The 18,263-nt window shown below is 64.4% G+C and carries 13 protein-coding genes and 1 tRNA gene; all 14 read right to left on the bottom strand.

Annotated features, from left to right (window positions below; all coding sequences use genetic code 11):
* Window positions 1-17: 17 nt before the first annotated feature.
* The 14 genes from EJI00_RS23795 to EJI00_RS23730 all read right to left on the bottom strand — a co-directional run bounded on the left by EJI00_RS23795 (window position 18) and on the right by EJI00_RS23730 (window position 18,246).
* Entirely contained in the window at window positions 18-719 is a 702-nt protein-coding gene (locus EJI00_RS23795) for a response regulator (RefSeq protein ID WP_126749943.1), read from the bottom strand.
* Between the two features lie 92 nt (window positions 720-811).
* Window positions 812-3,142, bottom strand: coding sequence for a sensor histidine kinase (locus EJI00_RS23790; protein WP_126749942.1), 2,331 nt, complete (start codon window positions 3,140-3,142; stop codon window positions 812-814).
* The gene (locus EJI00_RS23785) at window positions 3,139-3,744 is read right to left on the bottom strand and encodes a DUF4390 domain-containing protein (protein WP_185868197.1); all 606 of its coding nucleotides are present in this window, start codon (window positions 3,742-3,744) and stop codon (window positions 3,139-3,141) included. Before EJI00_RS23785 ends, EJI00_RS23790 begins: the two co-directional genes overlap by 4 nt.
* A 28-nt stretch (window positions 3,745-3,772) precedes the next feature.
* Window positions 3,773-5,101: a 16S rRNA (cytosine(967)-C(5))-methyltransferase RsmB gene (gene rsmB, locus EJI00_RS23780; RefSeq protein WP_126749961.1), complete on the bottom strand. Its 1,329-nt coding sequence runs from the start codon at window positions 5,099-5,101 to the stop codon at window positions 3,773-3,775.
* A gap of 127 nt (window positions 5,102-5,228) precedes the next feature.
* Window positions 5,229-5,846 (bottom strand): lema family protein, encoded by a 618-nt coding sequence (locus EJI00_RS23775; RefSeq protein WP_126749940.1) that lies wholly within the window; start codon window positions 5,844-5,846, stop codon window positions 5,229-5,231.
* Window positions 5,847-5,945: 99 nt separating this feature from the next.
* Window positions 5,946-10,175: a DNA-directed RNA polymerase subunit beta' gene (rpoC, locus tag EJI00_RS23770; protein WP_126749939.1), complete on the bottom strand. Its 4,230-nt coding sequence runs from the start codon at window positions 10,173-10,175 to the stop codon at window positions 5,946-5,948.
* 20 nt (window positions 10,176-10,195) lie between these two features.
* A complete protein-coding gene (rpoB, locus tag EJI00_RS23765) occupies window positions 10,196-14,320 on the bottom strand; it encodes a DNA-directed RNA polymerase subunit beta (RefSeq protein WP_126749938.1) in 4,125 nt (1,374 codons plus the stop codon).
* 250 nt (window positions 14,321-14,570) lie between these two features.
* On the bottom strand, window positions 14,571-14,948 hold the full coding sequence (rplL, locus tag EJI00_RS23760) for a 50S ribosomal protein L7/L12 (protein ID WP_126749937.1): 378 nt from the start codon (window positions 14,946-14,948) through the stop codon (window positions 14,571-14,573).
* Between the two features lie 43 nt (window positions 14,949-14,991).
* Window positions 14,992-15,525, bottom strand: a complete 534-nt coding sequence (rplJ, locus tag EJI00_RS23755; protein WP_126749936.1) for a 50S ribosomal protein L10 — start codon at window positions 15,523-15,525, stop codon at window positions 14,992-14,994.
* 247 nt (window positions 15,526-15,772) lie between these two features.
* A complete protein-coding gene (rplA, locus tag EJI00_RS23750; protein WP_126749935.1) occupies window positions 15,773-16,471 on the bottom strand; it encodes a 50S ribosomal protein L1 in 699 nt (232 codons plus the stop codon).
* A complete protein-coding gene (gene rplK / locus EJI00_RS23745) occupies window positions 16,472-16,903 on the bottom strand; it encodes a 50S ribosomal protein L11 (protein ID WP_028258525.1) in 432 nt (143 codons plus the stop codon).
* Between the two features lie 136 nt (window positions 16,904-17,039).
* Complete coding sequence (gene nusG / locus EJI00_RS23740) at window positions 17,040-17,651, bottom strand: transcription termination/antitermination protein NusG (protein WP_126749934.1); 612 nt, start codon at window positions 17,649-17,651, stop codon at window positions 17,040-17,042.
* Complete coding sequence (gene secE, locus EJI00_RS23735) at window positions 17,652-18,035, bottom strand: preprotein translocase subunit SecE (protein WP_126749933.1); 384 nt, start codon at window positions 18,033-18,035, stop codon at window positions 17,652-17,654.
* Between the two features lie 135 nt (window positions 18,036-18,170).
* Window positions 18,171-18,246: transfer RNA gene (locus tag EJI00_RS23730), tRNA-Trp, on the bottom strand.
* Window positions 18,247-18,263 lie beyond the last annotated feature (17 nt).

The following is an 18,263-nucleotide window of genomic DNA, read 5'->3' as shown; positions in this document are numbered from 1 at the left end:
TGGTGTGCAGCCTTAAATTATACAGCGCTTCTGCGGCCTCTCGAAAGATCGACGCCAAGTTGTTTGAGCTTGCGATAAAGATGGGTGCGTTCCAGTCCGGTCTTCTCTGCAACGCGGGTCATGGAGCCGTTCTCCATGGCGAGATGGAATTCGAAGTAGGCCTTCTCGAAACCGTCGCGTGCATCGCGAAGCGGGCGGTCCAGGTCGAAGCTCTGGGTCGACTGCGGGCCGGCGTCGGGCACGGGCACTGAAGCCAGCGAGGCGAGCAGCAGGCTGTCGCCGGTGGTGGTGATGGCAGCCGCCGGGTTGACGCCCGAGGCCGGCGGCACGACGCCCGCGGCCGCGCGCCTGGCGCTTTCGCGCGCGAGGCCCTGCTCCACGGCCTTGAGCAGCTTCTGCAGCGTGATGGGTTTTTCGAGGAACGCGAAGGCGCCGATGCGGGTGGCGTCCACGGCGGTGTCGATGGTGGCGTGGCCGCTCATCATGATGACGGGCATGCTCAGCAGGCCGGCGGTGGACCATTCCTTGAGCAACGTGACACCGTCGGTATCGGGCATCCAGATGTCGAGCAGCACGAGATCGGGCCGTGCGCGCTGCCGGGCAGCGCGTGCTTCGGCGGCGTTTTCCGCGAGCTCCACGTTGTGGCCTTCGTCATTGAGAATTTCGAAGAGCAGGTCCCTAATGCCCAGCTCGTCATCGACCACGAGAATGTTTGCCATGAGTGCTGCTTGTTGTATGCGCCGGTGTCTGCAATGGTGTGTATGGTCCGCCAGCCGATCCATCGACTGAGCGCAATGGATTTCTTTCGCGCTCAGGCGGCGGAAGACTTCGAATCTTCGGTGTGAGCGACCGCTGTTTGCGACTCGCCTGCCAGCGCGAATGATAGCGAGACTTGCGCCCCCGCTACAGCCCCATCGACAACGCGGTTGGAAAGCTCGATGCGGGCGCCGTGTTCGTCCGCGATCTTCTTGACCACGGCCAGCCCCAAACCAGTACCTTTTGTTTTCGTGGTGACGTAGGGCTCGAAGGCGCGCTTGAGAATGTTCTCGGCAAAACCGGGCCCGCTGTCCTGCACGGTCAGTCGCACGCGCTGGCCCGAATCGCCCAGGCGGGTGCGAATGACGACCTCGCCCGCCCTGCCGGTGCTGCTGGCCGCGGCCTCGGCGGCGTCTTGCGCGTTTTGCAGCAGGTTGTGAATGACCTGGCGGATCTGCTGCGCATCCCCGCGGATGGGCGGGCAGCGCTCGTCCAGCTCGGAGCGCAGTGCGATGGGCGCGTTCTCGGCGCTGTAGAGCTGGAGCACGTCGGTCAGCAGCGCATTCAGGTCGACTGGCTTCAGGTCGGCCGCGGGCAGGCGGGCATAGTCGCGGAATTCGTTGACCAGCCGCTTCATCGCATCGACCTGGTCGACGATGGTCTTGACCGACTTGACGAGCACGGCCTGCTCGGGCGGCGCGACCTTGCCGGAGAGCTTCATCTCCAGCCGCTCGGCGGAGAGCTGGATGGGCGTGAGCGGGTTCTTGATTTCGTGAGCCAGGCGGCGCGCGACCTCGCCCCAGGCCTGTGCGCGCTGGGCCGAGACAATTTCGGAGATGTCGTCGAACACCAGCAGCCGCGCGGCGCCGGGCAGCTCGGCGCCGCGCGCGACGATGTTGATGGCGCTGCCCTGCTGCGGCAGGTCAGTGCCGGTGGCGTGCAGCTCGAAGGCATGCTGCCAGTGGTCGAGGCCGTGCTGCAGGCGCTCGACCTGGAATTCGTCGAACTGCTGTTGCACGCTGTTGCCAAAGTCGGCCAGGCCGGGCACCTGCGCGAGGGGTTGCCCTTCATAGGCGGCCAGCGGCGCGCGCAGCACGCGGGTGGCGCCGGGATTGGTCGAAAGGATGGTGCCCTTGGCGTCGAGCACGATCACGCCTGAGGTCAGGTTGTCCAGAATGGTCTGCAGGTTGGCACGGGCAGCGTCGAGCTGGCCCATGGTCTTTTCGACCGCACCGCGGGCATCGGCCAGCTGCTGGGTCATGACGGCGAAGGAGCGGGTCAGGCCGCCAAGCTCGTCCTTGCCTTGCAGCACGGCGGTCGGCCGCAAGTCGCCGGCGGCCACCTGGCGAACGCCTTCCGCCAGCACAAGCAGCGGCCGCGCCAGCTGGTTGCCGAACAGCACCGCGAGCAGCACGGCGCCGAACACGGCCAGGAACAGGCTCAGCGTGAGCGTGCCGATGTACATGCGCCGCAAGCCCTCGCGGGCCAGCGCGCGCTCCTGGTATTCGCGGTTGGCCTCTTGCACGGCAAGCGCATTGGCCACCACGGCCGGCGGCAGCGGCTGCGTCACCTGGAGAAAGCGCGGCGCGGTGTCGAAGTCGAACCCGGGGCGCTGCACCATGGCAATGGCGCGCACCGTGGCGGGCGGCAGGCTGGCACCCGGCGGCGCGGTTTCGTCCAGGCCCTCGATGTGGGCGATGGCGCGGTCCGCGCGCACTTGCCGCAATTGCTGGATGGTCGGCCGCTCGGGGTTCAGCTGAAAGCGCGAGGTGCCTGCCCCTGCAATGAGCTGGCCGGTGCCCGTCCAGAGCACCACATCGCTGGCCTGCAGCTGGTCGCGAATGCGCTCGAGCGCGAGGCCCGCGCTCGCATCGGGCACCTGTGCAAGCTGCGCGCTGGCCGCGCGGGTCTTGGCGGCCAGGTCGTCGGAGAGCGAATCGAGCGTGGCACGGCCAAGATTGAGGCCGGCATCGAGCGCGCCCTCGACCTTGACGTCGAACCAGCTTTCGATCGACCGCGCGACGAACTGATAGGACACCACATAGACCAGCGCGCCCGGCACCACGCCCACCAGCGCGAAGATGGCGGCCAGCTTGATGAGAAGGCGGCTGCCGAACTTGCCTTGGCGCAGCCGCCGCAGCAGGCGAAAAGCGACCCAGCCGATGACCAGCACCAGCAGCACCGCCACCACCACGTTGATGCCGAAGAGCCGCACGTAGTAACGCTCGTACAGCGCGCGGTTGTTGGTGGCCTGGGCCAGCAGGAACATCAGCACCAGGCCGATGGCGGTGACCAGCGCGGCGCCGACGCCCACGGCCCAGCGGACCGCGCGCGAGCGGCGAGCGGCGGGTGTGGCCGCTGCGCCGCTGCGCGGTTTGGTGCTCACCGCTGCTTCTCCAGCGGCAGCTTGGCGCTGCGCTCGGCGACGATGTTCCAGTCCGCCTGCCCGACCACGCCGATCTGGAACGGGCGCGGCAGCTGCGAGGTGTCGAGCCGGAAACGGAACACGACCTGGTGCTGCGCCTCGTCGCCGATGTCGGCCAGGTCGCCCAGCCGCAGCCGGCCGACGCGCTTGACGGCGTCCATGGCGTCGGAAAGGCTGTCGAAGTTCTGGTTCAGCGAAACGCCGAACCCGCCGGTGCCGGTGATCGGCACCGGCGACACATTGAGCCGCCAGCGGCGCGTGAGCGGCTGGTAGGCAAGCCGCATGTGGCGCGTGACCTGGGCGACCTTGCGGTCGGTCCAGTACCAGCGCTCCTGGAAGACCTCGGCCTCGGCCACGAAGTAGATGGCAATGCCCTTGTCGAGCACTTCTTCGACCAGCGACGGCAGCTCGAACTGCACGGCCGCCGTGAGATACACGCCGTCGTCCGCCTGCTCCAGGCGCATCTGGGTGACCGAAGGGCCGTTGCGCCCTTGCGCCGTAGCGGTCAGGGGCAGCCAGCCCAGCAGCGTGACCATCACCACCGCCAGCAGCAGCGCCGCCATCCGCGCCAAGCCGCGCCGGGCCCAAGTTTTAACCGGGACGTTTTTCAAGCAGGGCGTAGAAGAAGCCGTCGTGATCACCTGAGGGATTGTCCGGGACGGCGCGGGCATTCGCCCCGCTTTGGGGGAGCAAATGGCCCGGCGATGCCTTCAATCGGGCGTTGGTGTTGTGCGCAAGAAACGCATCGATTTGTTGCGAGCCCTCTTCGCGGAACACGGAACAGGTGCAATAGAGCAGCCGGCCGCCGGGCCGGACCAAGGGCCAGAGCGCCGCCAGCAGCGCGGCCTGCTGCACCGCGAGCTGGCCCGTGTCGCTCTCGCGGCGCAGCCAGCGTACGTCGGGGTGGCGCCGGACAATGCCCGAGGCCGTGCACGGCGCATCGAGCAGAATGGCGTCGAAGGGCGTGCCGTCCCACCACGCGGACGGGCGCGCGGCATCGGCCACTACTACTTTAGCGGTCAGTCCAAGCCGGCTCAGGGTCTCGTCGATGCGGCGGCTGCGAACAGGGTCCACCTCAAGAGCCGTGACTTCGATGGCACCCGGGCCGCCCACCTCGAGCAGGTGGGCCGTCTTGCCGCCCGGAGCGGCGCAGGCATCGAGCACTCGCAGCGGTGCGGCGCCGTCGGCGGGCAGCAGCCCTTCGAGCAGCAGCGGCGCCGCCATTTGCGCGGCGGCATCCTGCACCGAGCAATCGCCGTCGGCAAAGCCGGGCAGCTGTTGCACCGGCCGGGCACGCGCCAATTGCAGGCCGGACGCACCCACGCGAACGGACTCCAGGCCGATCGCTTCGAGCGCCAGCTGATAGGCCGGAACAGTGATCTTCTGCACGTTCACGCGCAGGGTCATCGGCGCGTGTGCGTTGTCTGCGGTGAGCACGCGCTGCCAGTCGCGCGGATGGTCGCGCTTGAGGCGCTCGATCCACCAGCGCGGATGGTTCCACTGCGCCACCGGCTCATGGTCGGTCGCGGCCACGAGCTCGTCGCGCTCCCGCAGGAAGCGGCGCAGGCAGGCGTTGATGAAACTCGCCTGCGCGCGCGTGGCCGGGTTGCGTTTGGCGGCCTCCACGGCCTGGTCGACCAGGGTGAAGGGTTCGTACGGCGCCTGCTGCGCGTCCCAGGCCAGCGCCAGCGCGGTGCACAGCAAGGCGTCGGGCAGCGGCGGCGGCGTGCGCTTGGCCAAGTGGCGGCGCAGTGCTTCGGCGCGGCCAAGCCAGCGCAGCACCTGAAAGCCGAGCGCCTGCACGCCGGGGCGCATGGCGGGCTCCACGGATTCGAAGGCGACGGTGCCCGAGCTGCCGGCGCGAATCGACGCGAGCGCCACCGCTGTCAATTGCAGTTGGCGCCACAACGGCGGTTGCAGCAGCGGCGCGCTGCCGCCTGGATGATCGGAAGATAGTTCTGGCAAGTTGGGGCGATGGTAACGGGCCCGCGTGACGCACAGCGCCGCACAGGCTTTAAGAAAAAAATACGACTTCGCGCAGCCGGCCTCAGAGCAGAGGCGCGGCAGGACGCAATCGCACCAACCATGCCACCAGCAGGGCCGGGAACTGGACGATCGCGGCGTTGTACTGGCCTACCGCCACGTTGAACTGGCTGCGCGCAATTTCCGCCGAGGCCGAAGGCTCGGGCCATGCCATGGGCTCGACCGCACTGGGCAGTGCGACCTCGGCGCCGATTCCGGCCGACAGCAGCGGCGCGGGCCGCGAGAGCGTGCCGTCCGCATCGAACACGGTGACCGCCGCGTCCGGATGCTGACGCTGCCATGCGTTGATCAGCACCTGCAGCGCCGTGGCCAGCGCGGCCATGGCACCCGGGTCCAGCGGACGCAGCCGGGTTGCACCGAGTACCGAGGCAAGCTGGGTGGTGGCGGCCTGCAGCGGCGCCACGGATGAAGACAGGCTGTCCGGCGGCGCCTCCTTCGGTGCCGTGGCCGTGATGCTGGCCTGAACGAAGTCGAGCTGCTTTCGCAGCGCCGCGTCGAGCGTGGCATAGGCCTGGAGCACGGCCGCGCGCAAGCGCACCAGCCGGTTATAGGCGCCCACGAACCAGAACAACAGCACCGCGGTGGCGATCCAGCCGGCCAGCGAGTCGGGCAATACGCTCATCGACGAAAACGCCTCATGGAAAGCTCAAAGAAAAACGCCCCCCAACCGGAAGCGGTCGGGGGGCGTCGGATACCGGTCATGACCGGTGATGCTAACCAGTTATTCGGACGCGGCGCCTTCGCTGGCGTCGGCCGTGCTGTCGACATCGCTGGTCGAACCGGCCAGCTCTGCAGCTTCCGATTCGGCGATGGCGCGGCGCTCGGCCTCGTCCATCTGGTCCTTGACCTTGCGGGCCTGGTGGTAAGCCATGCCGGTACCTGCGGGAATCAGGCGGCCGACGATGACGTTTTCCTTCAGGCCGCGCAGCTCGTCGCGCTTGCCCATGATCGCGGCTTCGGTCAGCACGCGCGTCGTTTCCTGGAACGAAGCGGCAGAGATGAACGAGTCGGTCGAGAGCGATGCCTTCGTGATACCCAGCAGCAGGTTGGTGAACGTCGCGGGGATCTTGCCTTCGGCGCGCAGGGCGTCGTTGGTGTTGAGCATTTCGCTGCGTTCGACCTGTTCGCCGGAGATGTAGCTCGTGTCGCCGATGTTGTCGACCACGACGCGGCGCAGCATCTGGCGAACGATCACCTCGATGTGCTTGTCGTTGATCTTCACACCCTGCAAACGGTACACGTCCTGCACTTCGTCCACGATGTAGCGCGCGAGTTCTTCCGAACCCAGGAGGCGCAGGATGTCCTGCGGATCCGCCGGACCGTCGACTACGCTTTCGCCCTTGTTCACCACCTGGCCTTCGTGCACCAGGATGTTCTTTTCCTTCGGCACGAGGTCTTCCCAGACCGTGCCTTCCGGATCGGTGATCTGCAGGCGGATCTTGCCCTTGGTCTCCTTGCCGAACGACACGGTACCGGTCATTTCGGCCAGCATGCCCTTGTCCTTCGGCGAACGGGCTTCGAAGAGCTCGGCAACACGCGGCAGACCGCCGGTAATGTCGCGCGTCTTCTGGCCTTCGACCGGAATGCGCGCCAGCACTTCGCCGGGGCCCACGTCCTGGCCGTCACGCACCTGCACCAGGGCGCCGATCGGGAAGCCGATCGTCACCGAGTGGTCGGTACCCGGGATCTTCACTTCGGCGCCGGAGGCGTCGATGAGCTTCACCTGCGGGCGCACGACCTTGGCAGCGCCGCGGCGCTTCGGGTCGATCACGACCAGGGTCGACAGACCGGTTACTTCGTCCACCTGCTTGGCGACCGTGAGGCCTTCCTCGACGTTCTCGAACTGCGTCTTGCCGGCGAACTCGGTAATGATCGGGCGCGTCAGCGGATCCCAGTTGGCAAGCACGTGGCCGGCCTTGATCTGCTGGTCGGCCTTGACGGCCAGGGTCGCGCCGTACGGCACCTTGTGGCGCTCGCGCTCGCGGCCGTGCTCGTCATGGATGACGATCTCGCCCGAACGTGCAATCACCACCAGCTCGTTCTTGCTGTTGGTCACATAGCGCATCGTGGCGTTGAAGCCGATCGTGCCGTTGGACTTGGCTTCGACGCTCGAGGCCACTGCCGCACGCGATGCCGCACCACCGATGTGGAACGTACGCATCGTGAGCTGCGTGCCGGGTTCGCCGATCGACTGCGCCGCGATCACACCGACGGCTTCGCCGATGTTGATCAGGCCGCCGCGGCCCAGGTCGCGGCCGTAGCAGGTCGCGCAGATGCCGAAGCGGGTTTCGCAGGTCAGCGCGGTGCGGACCTTGACTTCGTCGACGCCCTCGGCTTCGAGGAGTTCGATGTTGTCTTCGTCGAACATCTCGCCGGCCTTGAGCAGCACCGAACGGTTTTCCGGGTGCAGCACGTCATCCGCAGCCGAGCGGCCGAGGATACGGTCGCGCAGCGATTCGATGACTTCACCGCCTTCGACGATGGCGCGCATCAGGTAGCCGCCGTGCGTGCCGCAGTCCTGCTCCGTCACCACCAGGTCTTGCGTCACGTCGACCAGACGACGGGTCAGGTAACCCGAGTTCGCGGTCTTCAGTGCCGTGTCGGCCAGACCCTTACGGGCACCGTGGGTGGAGATGAAGTACTCCAGCACGTTCAGGCCTTCGCGGAAGTTCGCGGTAATGGGCGTCTCGATGATCGAGCCGTCCGGCTTGGCCATCAGGCCACGCATACCGGCCACCTGGCGAATCTGCGCTGCGGAACCGCGGGCGCCGGAGTCGGCCATCATGTAGATGGAGTTGAAGGACTCCTGCTCCACTTCCTTGCCGTGGCGGTCGACGACCTTCTGCTTGGACAGCTTGGACATCATCACCTTCGACACTTCGTCGCCGGCCTTGCCCCAGATGTCCACCACCTTGTTGTAGCGCTCGCCGGAGGTCACCAGACCCGAGACGTACTGCTGCTCGATCTCTTTCACTTCCTTGGCGGAACGCTCGATGATGCCGTGCTTTTCAGCAGGCACCAGCATGTCGTCGATCGCGATCGAGATACCGGCCTTGGTTGCCAGGCGGAAGCCGTTTTGCAGCAGCTTGTCGGCGAACACGACGGTCTCTTTCAGGCCGCACTTGCGGAACGAGACGTTGATGAGCTTGGAGATTTCCTTCTTCTTCAGCGCCTTGTTGATGTTCGAGAACGGCAGGCCCTTCGGCAGGATCTCGGACAGCAGTGCGCGGCCCACGGTGGTGTCCACCAGCGACGTGGACGGCGTGAATTCACCCGTTTCCTTGTCCTTGGTGTACTCCGTGATGCGCACGGCAACCTTGGCGGTCAGCTCGACCTCGTTGGCGTCGAGCGCGCGCTGCACTTCACCGATGTCGGAGAAGATCAGGCCCTCGCCCTTGCCATTGATGCGGTCGCGGGTCGTGTAGTACAGACCCAGCACCACGTCCTGCGAAGGAACGATCGACGGTTCGCCCGAGGCCGGGAACAGCACGTTGTTGGAGGCCAGCATCAGCGTGCGGGCTTCCATTTGCGCTTCCACCGACAGCGGCACGTGAACGGCCATCTGGTCGCCGTCGAAGTCGGCGTTGAACGCCGCGCAAACCAGCGGGTGCAGCTGGATGGCCTTGCCTTCGATCAGGATCGGCTCGAACGCCTGGATGCCCAAACGGTGCAGCGTAGGCGCACGGTTCAGCATGACCGGGTGTTCCTTGATCACTTCTTCCAGGATGTCCCAGACCACCGGCGTGCCGGATTCGACTTCCTTCTTGGCCGCCTTGATCGTCGTCGCGATGCCCATGGCTTCGAGGCGCGAGAAGATGAAAGGCTTGAACAGCTCGAGCGCCATCAGCTTGGGCAGGCCGCACTGGTGCAGCTTGAGCGTCGGGCCCACCACGATGACCGAACGGCCCGAGTAGTCGACGCGCTTGCCCAGCAGGTTCTGGCGGAAGCGGCCGCTCTTGCCCTTGATCATGTCGGCCAGCGACTTGAGCGCGCGCTTGTTGGCGCCCGTCATGGCCTTGCCGCGACGGCCGTTGTCCAGCAGCGAATCGACAGCCTCTTGCAGCATCCGCTTTTCGTTGCGCGCGATGATTTCCGGAGCCTTGAGCTCCAGCAGGCGGCGCAGGCGCGAATTGCGGTTGATGACGCGGCGGTACAGGTCGTTCAGGTCGGACGTCGCAAAGCGGCCGCCGTCCAGCGGCACCAGCGGACGCAGGTCCGGCGGCAGCACGGGCAGCACGTCGAGCACCATCCACTCGGGCTTGATGCCCGACTTGCGGAAGGCCTCGAGCACCTTCAGGCGCTTGGAGTTCTTCTTGACCTTGACTTCGGAGCCGGTCAGGTCGCCGCGCAGGCGTTCGATCTCGCTGTCGAGTTCGATGCCTTCGAGCAGGTCCTTGATGCCTTCGGCGCCCATCTTGGCGACGAACTCGTCGCCGTATTCCTTGCGCTTCGCGTCATAGTCGTCCTCGGACATGATGCCGAACTTCTTCAGCGGGGTCATGCCGGGGTCGGTGATCACGTAGGCTTCGAAGTACAGCACGCGTTCGATGTCGCGCAGGGTCATGTCGAGCACCAGGCCCAGACGCGACGGCAGCGACTTCAGGAACCAGATGTGCGCGCAGGGCGCGGCCAGGTCGATGTGGCCCATGCGCTCGCGGCGCACCTTAGTCTGCGTGACTTCAACGCCGCACTTCTCGCAGATCACGCCGCGGTGCTTCAGGCGCTTGTACTTGCCGCACAGGCACTCGTAGTCCTTGATGGGGCCGAAGATCTTGGCGCAGAAGAGACCGTCGCGCTCGGGCTTGAACGTGCGGTAGTTGATCGTCTCTGGCTTCTTCACCTCGCCGAAAGACCACGAACGGATCTTCTCGGGCGAAGCCATGCCGATCTTGATGGCATCGAAATGCTCATCGGGTGTGAACTGCTTGAACAGGTCGAGTAGCGATTTCATGTGACTCTTTCCTCTTCTGATTACGAACGCTCGAGCTCGATGTCGAGACCCAGCGAACGGATTTCCTTGACCAGCACGTTGAACGATTCCGGCATGCCGGCTTCGATCGTGTGTTCGCCCTTGACGATGCTTTCGTACACCTTGGTACGGCCTTGCACGTCGTCGGACTTCACGGTCAGCATTTCCTGCAGGACGTAGGCGGCGCCGTAAGCTTCCAGCGCCCACACTTCCATCTCACCGAAACGCTGGCCGCCGAATTGCGCCTTGCCGCCCAGCGGTTGCTGAGTGACGAGCGAGTACGGGCCGGTCGAACGTGCGTGCATCTTGTCGTCCACCAGGTGATGCAGCTTCAGGAAGTGCATGTAGCCGACGGTGACGGGACGCTCGAACTGGTCGCCGGTGCGGCCGTCGAACAGGTACGCCTGGGTACGGGTATCGGTCAGGCCCTTGAGCTTGGCGATGTCGTCCGGGTAGGCGAGCTTCAGCATGCCGCGGATTTCTTCTTCCGAGGCGCCGTCGAACACCGGCGTGGCGAAGGTCGCGCCGCTCTGCAGGTTGGCGGCCATTTCGAGCACGTCGGTGTCGCTCAGCTTGCTGAGGTCTTCCTTGCGGCCCGAGCCGTTGTACAGCTGCTCCATGAACTTGCGCAGCTCGGCCACCTTGGCCTCTTGCTGCAGCAGGTCGCCGATGCGCTGGCCGATGCCCTTGCCGGCCCAGCCCAGGTGCACTTCGAGCACCTGGCCCACGTTCATCCGCGAAGGCACGCCCAGCGGGTTCAGGCAGATGTCGCACGGGGTGCCGTCAGCCATGTGAGGCATGTCTTCGACCGGAACGATCTTCGACACCACACCCTTGTTGCCGTGGCGGCCGGCCATCTTGTCGCCGGGTTGCAGGCGGCGCTTGACGGCCAGGTAGACCTTGACCATCTTGAGCACGCCCGCGGGCAGCTCGTCGCCCTGCGTGAGCTTCTTGCGCTTTTCTTCGAACGCGAGGTCGAAGCTGTGGCGCGTCTGCTCCAGCGAGTTCTTGATCGACTCGAGCTGCGTTGCCACTTCGTCGTCCGCCGGGCGGATGTCGAACCAGTGGAACTTCTCGACCGACGACAGGTAAGCCTTGTCGAGCTTGGTGCCCTTGGCCAGCTTGTTCGGGCCGCCGTTGGCGACCTTGCCGGTCAGGAGCTTCTCGATACGGTCGAACGCGTCGGCTTCGACGATGCGAAGCTGGTCGTTCAGGTCGAGGCGGAAGCGCTTGAGCTCGTCGTCGATGATCTGCTGGGCGCGCTTGTCGCGCGTGATGCCTTCGCGGGTGAACACCTGCACGTCGATCACGGTGCCTTGCGAGCCTTGATCCACACGCAGCGAGGTGTCCTTCACGTCGGAAGCCTTCTCGCCGAAGATGGCGCGAAGCAGCTTCTCTTCAGGCGTCAGCGTGGTCTCGCCCTTCGGCGTGACCTTGCCCACCAGCGTGTCGCCCGGCTGCACTTCGGCGCCGACGTAGATGATGCCGGATTCGTCGAGGCGGTTGAGCTGCTGCTCGGCCAGGTTCGGAATGTCGCGCGTGATTTCTTCGGCACCCAGCTTGGTGTCGCGAGCCATCACCACCAGTTCCTCGATGTGGATCGAGGTGTAGCGGTCTTCCGCGACGACGCGTTCGGAGATCAGGATCGAGTCTTCGAAGTTGTAGCCGTTCCAGGGCATGAACGCGATCAGCATGTTCTGGCCGAGAGCCAGTTCGCCGAGGTCGGTCGATGCGCCATCGGCCACCACGTCGCCCTTGGCGATCTTGTCGCCGCGCTTGACGATCGGACGCTGGTGGATGTTGGTGTTCTGGTTCGAACGCTGATACTTGATCAGGTTGTAGATGTCCACACCGACTTCACCTGCAGCCGCTTCGGCGTCGTTCACGCGCACCACGATGCGGGTCGCGTCGACGTAATCGACGATACCGCCGCGGGTGGCCGTGACCACGGTGCCCGAGTCGACCGCGGAAACGCGCTCGATACCGGTACCGACGATCGGCTTCTCAGGACGCAGCACAGGCACGGCCTGGCGCTGCATGTTGGCGCCCATCAGCGCGCGGTTCGCGTCGTCGTGCTCGAGGAACGGAACGAGCGAGGCGGCCACCGACACGATCTGCGCGGGCGACACGTCCATGTACTGGACGCGCTCTGCCCCCACCAGGATCGATTCGCCGGCTTCACGCGCGGAGACCAGGTCGCCGATCAGCTTGCCGTCCTTGTCCAGCACCGCATTGGCCTGGGCGATGACGTACTTGCCTTCTTCGATGGCCGACAGGTAGTCGATGTCCATCGTGACCTTGCCATCCACCACCCGGCGGTACGGCGTCTCGATGAAGCCGTATTCGTTCAGGCGGGCGTACAGGGCCAGCGAATTGATCAGGCCGATGTTCGGGCCTTCAGGCGTTTCGATCGGGCACACGCGGCCGTAATGGGTCACGTGCACGTCGCGCACTTCGAAGCCTGCACGCTCGCGCGTCAAACCACCCGGGCCAAGGGCCGACACGCGGCGCTTGTGGGTGATTTCGGACAGCGGGTTCGTCTGGTCCATGAACTGCGACAGCTGCGAGGCACCGAAGAATTCCTTCAGCGCGGCCGAGATCGGCTTGCTGTTGATCAGGTCGTGCGGCATCAGCGGCTCTTGCTCCGCCTGGCCCAGACGCTCCTTCACGGCCTTCTCGATACGGGCGAGGCCGGTGCGGTACTGGTTTTCGGCCAGTTCGCCGACGCAACGCACGCGGCGGTTGCCCAGGTGGTCGATGTCGTCGACTTCGCCGTTGCCGTTGCGCAGGTCAACGAGAATCTTGACCACGGCCAGGATGTCTTCGTTGGTCAGCACCATCGGGCCGGTCGATTCGTCGCGGCCGACCTTGGCGTTGAACTTCATGCGGCCGACGCGCGACAGGTCGTACGTGTCCGGGTTGTAGAACAGGCGCTGGAACAGGGCCTGCACGGCATCTTCCGTCGGCGGCTCGCCGGGGCGCATCATGCGGTAGATGGCCACTCGGGCGGCAAACTCGTCCACCGTTTCGTCGATGCGCAGGGTTTGCGAGATGTACGCGCCCTGGTCGAGTTCGTTGGTGTAAATGACCTGGATGTCCTGCACGCCTGCCGTGCGCAGCTTCTTGAGTAGCGCTTCGGTCAGCTCGTCGTTGGCCTTGGCCAGGATTTCGCCGGAGTCGGCGTCGACGATGTTGCGGGCAATGACGCGGCCGACCAGGAAGTCTTCCGGCACGCTGATGTGCGTGGTGCCCGACTGCTCGAGCTCACGCGTGTGGCGCGCGGTGACGCGCTTGTCCTTGGCGACCACGACCTTGCCCGACTTGTCGGTGATGTCGAAGCGCGCGACTTCGCCGCGCAGGCGCTCGGGAACGAATTCCATCTGCGCGCCGCTGTCCATCAGGCGGAAGTTGTCGTTCACGAAGAAGTTCGCGAGGATCGATTCCGGGTTCAGGCCGATGGCCTTCAGCAGGATCGTCACGGGCATCTTGCGGCGACGGTCGACGCGGAAGTACAGCATGTCCTTCGGGTCGAACTCGAAGTCGAGCCACGAGCCGCGGTAGGGAATCACGCGGGCCGAGAACAGCAGCTTGCCCGAGCTGTGCGTCTTGCCCTTGTCGTGTTCGAAGAACACGCCGGGCGAACGATGCAGCTGCGAGACGATCACGCGCTCGGTGCCGTTGATGATGAACGAACCCTTTTCGGTCATGAGCGGCACTTCGCCCATGTAGACCTCTTGTTCCTTCACTTCCTTGACCACCTTCGACTGCGACGTCGACGACTCGCGGTCATAGATGATGAGCTGGACCTTGGCGCGCACGGCCGAGGCGAAGGTCAGGCCGCGGGTCTGGCATTCGCGCACGTCGAAGGCCGGCTTCGCGAGGTTGTACTCGAGGAACTTCATCTCGACAAAACCATTGTGCGAGACGATCGGGAAGGCTGCGTCGAACGCGGCCTGCAGGCCTTCGACGGTGCGTTGTTTGGGCGGAATGCCGGCTTGCAGGAACGCGGTGTACGCGTCCTTTTGCATCTGCAGCAGGTAGGGGATTTCGACGACGCTGTCGCGGTTACCGAAACTTTTTCGGATGCGCTTGCGTTCGGTGTAACTGTACGCGGACGATTGGGCCATGAGAGCTCCGGAGCTTGAGATCTTCAGCGACTTGTCAGCAATGCCGAGGCACTACTGCTTGGCGGCTGGCCACTACCAGCCGTTGGCGGACAGCGATGCGTTGCACATCGCCCGAACCAAGGGGTCTTCTGCAGTCGGGGTCAGAAGACACTCAAAAAACGCATAGAGACGGCGTCTTTTGGGTGCGCTCTGAAAGCGGCAAAGGCTGGAGGGCCTTTTCAGGCACCTCCAGCCCTCTAGGGGGTCTGAATTACTTCAGTTCCACCTTGGCGCCAGCGTCTTCCAGCTTCTTCTTGGCGGCTTCGGCGTCAGCCTTCGACAGGCCTTCCTTGACAGCCTTGGGAGCGGCTTCCACCAGGTCCTTGGCTTCCTTGAGGCCCAGGCCCGTGATTTCGCGCACGGCCTTGATGGCCGAAACCTTGTTCGCGCCTGCATCCATCAGCATGACGTTGAACTCGGTCTGCTCTTCGGCAGCAGCGGCGGTAGCACCACCACCAGCGCCGGCGGGGGCAGCCATTGCAGCGGCGCTCACGCCGAACTTCTCTTCGATGGCTTTCACCAGGTCGTTGAGTTCCAGGACCGTCATGCTGTCGAGCGCGGTCAGAAATGCGTCTTTATCGAATGCCATTTTTGTTTCCTAACAATTGGGTTGAATATTTCAAACGCAAGGCTCAAGCGGCCTGCGCTTCTGCCGGTGCATCGGCGGGTGCAGCTTCGCCACCACCGCGCTTCTCGGCCAGCGCCGCGAGCACGCGAGCGGTACGAGAGATCGGGGATTGCATCAAGCCCAGCAATTGCGACAACAGCACTTCCTTGGAAGGGATGTTGGCCAGTTGCTTCACGCCCTCGACGTCCAGGACCTTGCCGCCAAACGCGCCGCCGCGAATCACCAACTTGTCGTTGGTCTTCGCGAAGTCGGCCACCACCTTGGCGGCGGCCACTGCGTCTTCGGAAAAGCCGTAGATCAGCGGACCGGTCATCTGGTCACCGACGACTTCGAATGCGCTACCAGCCACAGCACGGCGTGCCAGCGTGTTCTTCAACACGCTGAGAGTCACACCCTTGCTGCGAGCTTCGGTGCGCAGTTTGGTCATATCGGCAACCGTGATGCCACGGTATTCCGCCATCACGAGCGTTTGAGCTTTAGCGGCGAGGCTGGTCACATCACTGATGACCGCTTCTTTCTCACTGCGATTCAGACTCAAGGTCTACTCCTTTTAATGCGACCTTCGGCCAGGGCCTCGGATCGCGCTTCATGCAGCGACCAACTGTTTCGGAACAAAAATCAAATTCCTTGCAGTGGGGTCGCCATCTGCGCTGGATACCGGAAGGATCGATCCGGCGATTAAGTGCAGCGCCCTGCACACCAGCGGTCTTGGATGGCTCGCGGCAACCGAAGCTGCCGCGACCCACCACATTCGCCCTGCTCTTTTCAGAGCCGGGCAAATCTCTTTAGCTCGCCGAAATGGTTTGCGTGTCCACGCGGACACCCAGACCCATGGTCGACGAAACAGCCACCTTGCGCAGGTACACGCCCTTGCTCGTCGCCGGCTTGGCCTTGACCAGAGCGTCGATCAGCGCGGCGAGGTTGCCCTGCAGCTTGTCGGTGTCGAACGAACGGCGGCCGATCGTGCCGTGCACGATGCCGGCCTTGTCGACGCGGAACTGAACCTGGCCAGCCTTGGCGTTCTTCACGGCCGTGGCGACGTCCGGGGTCACGGTGCCGACCTTGGGGTTGGGCATCAGGCCCCGCGGGCCGAGGATCTGGCCGAGCGTACCGACCACGCGCATTGCGTCGGGGGCGGCAATCACGACGTCGAAAGGCATGTCGCCAGCCTTGACCATTGCAGCGAGGTCGTCCATGCCGACGATGTCGGCGCCGGCAGCCTTGGCTTCGTCAGCCTTGGCGCCTTGGGCGAACACGGCCACGCGCTTGGTCTTGCCGGTGCCGTTGGGCAGCACGACGGCGCCACGCACGACCTGGTCAGACTTCTTCGCGTCGATGCCGAGCTGCACGGCCACGTCGATCGATTCGTCGAACTTGGCGGTGGCGGCTTCCTTCACGAGGCCGATGGCGTCAGCCAGCGGGTACAGCTTGTTGCTGTCGACCTTGCCTGCGAGCGCTTTTTGCTTCTTGGTGATCTTGGACATTTACACGCCCTCCACATTCACGCCCATCGAACGGGCAGTACCGGCGATGGTGCGAACCGCGGCGTCCATATCGGCGGCCGTCAGGTCCTTCATCTTGGTCTTGGCGATTTCTTCGAGCTGAGCGCGCGTGATCTTGCCGACCTTGTCGGTGTGCGGACGGGCCGAGCCCTTGTCCAGCTTGATCGCCTTCTTGATCAGCACGCCAGCCGGGGGCGACTTGATGATGAAGGTGAAGCTCTTGTCGGCGAACGCGGTGATGACCACCGGCAGCGCCAGACCCGGCTCGTAGCTCTGCGTTTGCGCATTGAACGCCTTGCAGAACTCCATGATGTTCAAACCACGCTGGCCCAGTGCGGGACCGATGGGTGGTGATGGGTTGGCCTTGCCAGCTGGTACTTGCAGCTTGACGAAGCCGACGATTTTTTTCGCCATGTTTTTGCTCCTTGCGGGTGATATCGCCTTGGCTCTCGCCTCGGCTCCCCGGGGTTAAACGACTCTTCGATCAAGGCCGCGCGCCGAGTCGGACAACGCGCAGCCGGAAATGGTTCCGGTCCGGAGACCGGAGGACTCAGGTCTTCTCGACCTGGCCGAATTCGAGCTCCACAGGCGTCGCGCGGCCGAAAATCATGACCGACACGCTGACCTTGCTCTTTTCGTAGTTCACGTCTTCAACGGTGCCGTTGAAGTCGGTGAACGGGCCTTCCTTGACGCGCACGAATTCGCCCACGGTGAACTCGACCTTGTGGCGCGGCTTCTCGGTGCCCTGCTGCATCTGGCTGACGATGTCCTCGACCTCTTTCTGCGAGATCGGGGCCGGGCGGTTCTTGGCGCCACCGACAAAACCCGTCACCTTGTTGGTGTGCTTCACCAGGTGCCAGCTCTCGTCGTCCATGATCATTTCGACCAGCACATAGCCCGGGAAGAAGCGGCGCTCGGTGGTGCGCTTCTGGCCGTTCTTGATTTCGACCACTTCTTCGGTCGGAACCAGGATGCGGCCGAACTTGTCCTGCATGCCGGCGCGGTTGATGCGCTCGGTGATGTTGCGTTCGACGGCCTTTTCCATGCCCGAGTAGGCATGCACCACGTACCAACGCAAATCAGGGTTGGCGGCAGGAGCCAGCACGGAGGTGTTTTCCTCTTCCGGGCTGCTCGGCGTGGTTTCAACAGCGTCGTCAGTCATTTATTTTCTCCAGCCCAGAATGAGGTCGAAAAACACCCATTCGAGCGTCTTGTCGGTGAGCCAGAGGAAGACGGACATGACTGCCACGAAGGCAAACACGTAAGCCGTCATCTGCATTGCTTCTTTGCGGGCCGGCCAGACGACCTTCTTGACCTCGCGCCACGAGTCGCGGCCAAAAGCCCACAACTGGCGGCCATTCTCCGAACTGCCGAACGCGCCCACAGCCGCGGCCAGGCCGACCAGCAGCGCAGCCCATTGCACCAGCGAGCCTTGACGCGCGAGCAGATAGAACGCGACGATGGCGCCCACTGCCAGCAGCACCGACACAGCCAATTTGGCCTTGTCGGCACCCGTGCTCACGGTTTCGATTTGAGAAGTGGCCATGTTTGGCTGATTTCCTGCGGCCTTCCGGCCTTCAATTCAATGCGTCTTCTTGAGACGCCGAAGCCCATCGGGTCACGATGGGCTTTTTTAGCCTCCCATCGGGTCAACGATGGGCTTTTCGGGGCGCCACCTAGGTGGCAGGGGCAGTAGGAATCGAACCTACAACCTTCGGTTTTGGAGACCGACGCTCTGCCAATTGAGCTATACCCCTCCGGTACTCTTTACGCT

It is taken from the genome of Variovorax sp. DXTD-1, assembly GCF_003984625.1.
GTDB lineage: Bacteria > Pseudomonadota > Gammaproteobacteria > Burkholderiales > Burkholderiaceae_C > Variovorax.
The sequence above is the reverse complement of the archived record's forward strand: the minus strand, read 5'-3'. Positions and strand labels throughout refer to the sequence as shown.

Excerpts from the sequence above, each read along its gene's own strand:
- EJI00_RS23795 (WP_126749943.1), bottom strand. The coding sequence starts at position 719 with ATGGCAAACATTCTCGTGGTCGATGACGAGCTGGGCATTAGGGACCTG.
- EJI00_RS23785 (WP_185868197.1), bottom strand. The coding sequence starts at position 3,744 with ATGGCGGCGCTGCTGCTGGCGGTGGTGATGGTCACGCTGCTGGGCTGG.
- EJI00_RS23775 (WP_126749940.1), bottom strand. The coding sequence starts at position 5,846 with ATGAGCGTATTGCCCGACTCGCTGGCCGGCTGGATCGCCACCGCGGTG.
- rpoC (WP_126749939.1), bottom strand. The coding sequence starts at position 10,175 with ATGAAATCGCTACTCGACCTGTTCAAGCAGTTCACACCCGATGAGCAT.
- rpoB (WP_126749938.1), bottom strand. The coding sequence starts at position 14,320 with ATGGCCCAATCGTCCGCGTACAGTTACACCGAACGCAAGCGCATCCGA.
- rplL (WP_126749937.1), bottom strand. The coding sequence starts at position 14,948 with ATGGCATTCGATAAAGACGCATTTCTGACCGCGCTCGACAGCATGACG.
- rplA (WP_126749935.1), bottom strand. The coding sequence starts at position 16,471 with ATGTCCAAGATCACCAAGAAGCAAAAAGCGCTCGCAGGCAAGGTCGAC.
- rplK (WP_028258525.1), bottom strand. The coding sequence starts at position 16,903 with ATGGCGAAAAAAATCGTCGGCTTCGTCAAGCTGCAAGTACCAGCTGGC.
- nusG (WP_126749934.1), bottom strand. The coding sequence starts at position 17,651 with ATGACTGACGACGCTGTTGAAACCACGCCGAGCAGCCCGGAAGAGGAA.
- secE (WP_126749933.1), bottom strand. The coding sequence starts at position 18,035 with ATGGCCACTTCTCAAATCGAAACCGTGAGCACGGGTGCCGACAAGGCC.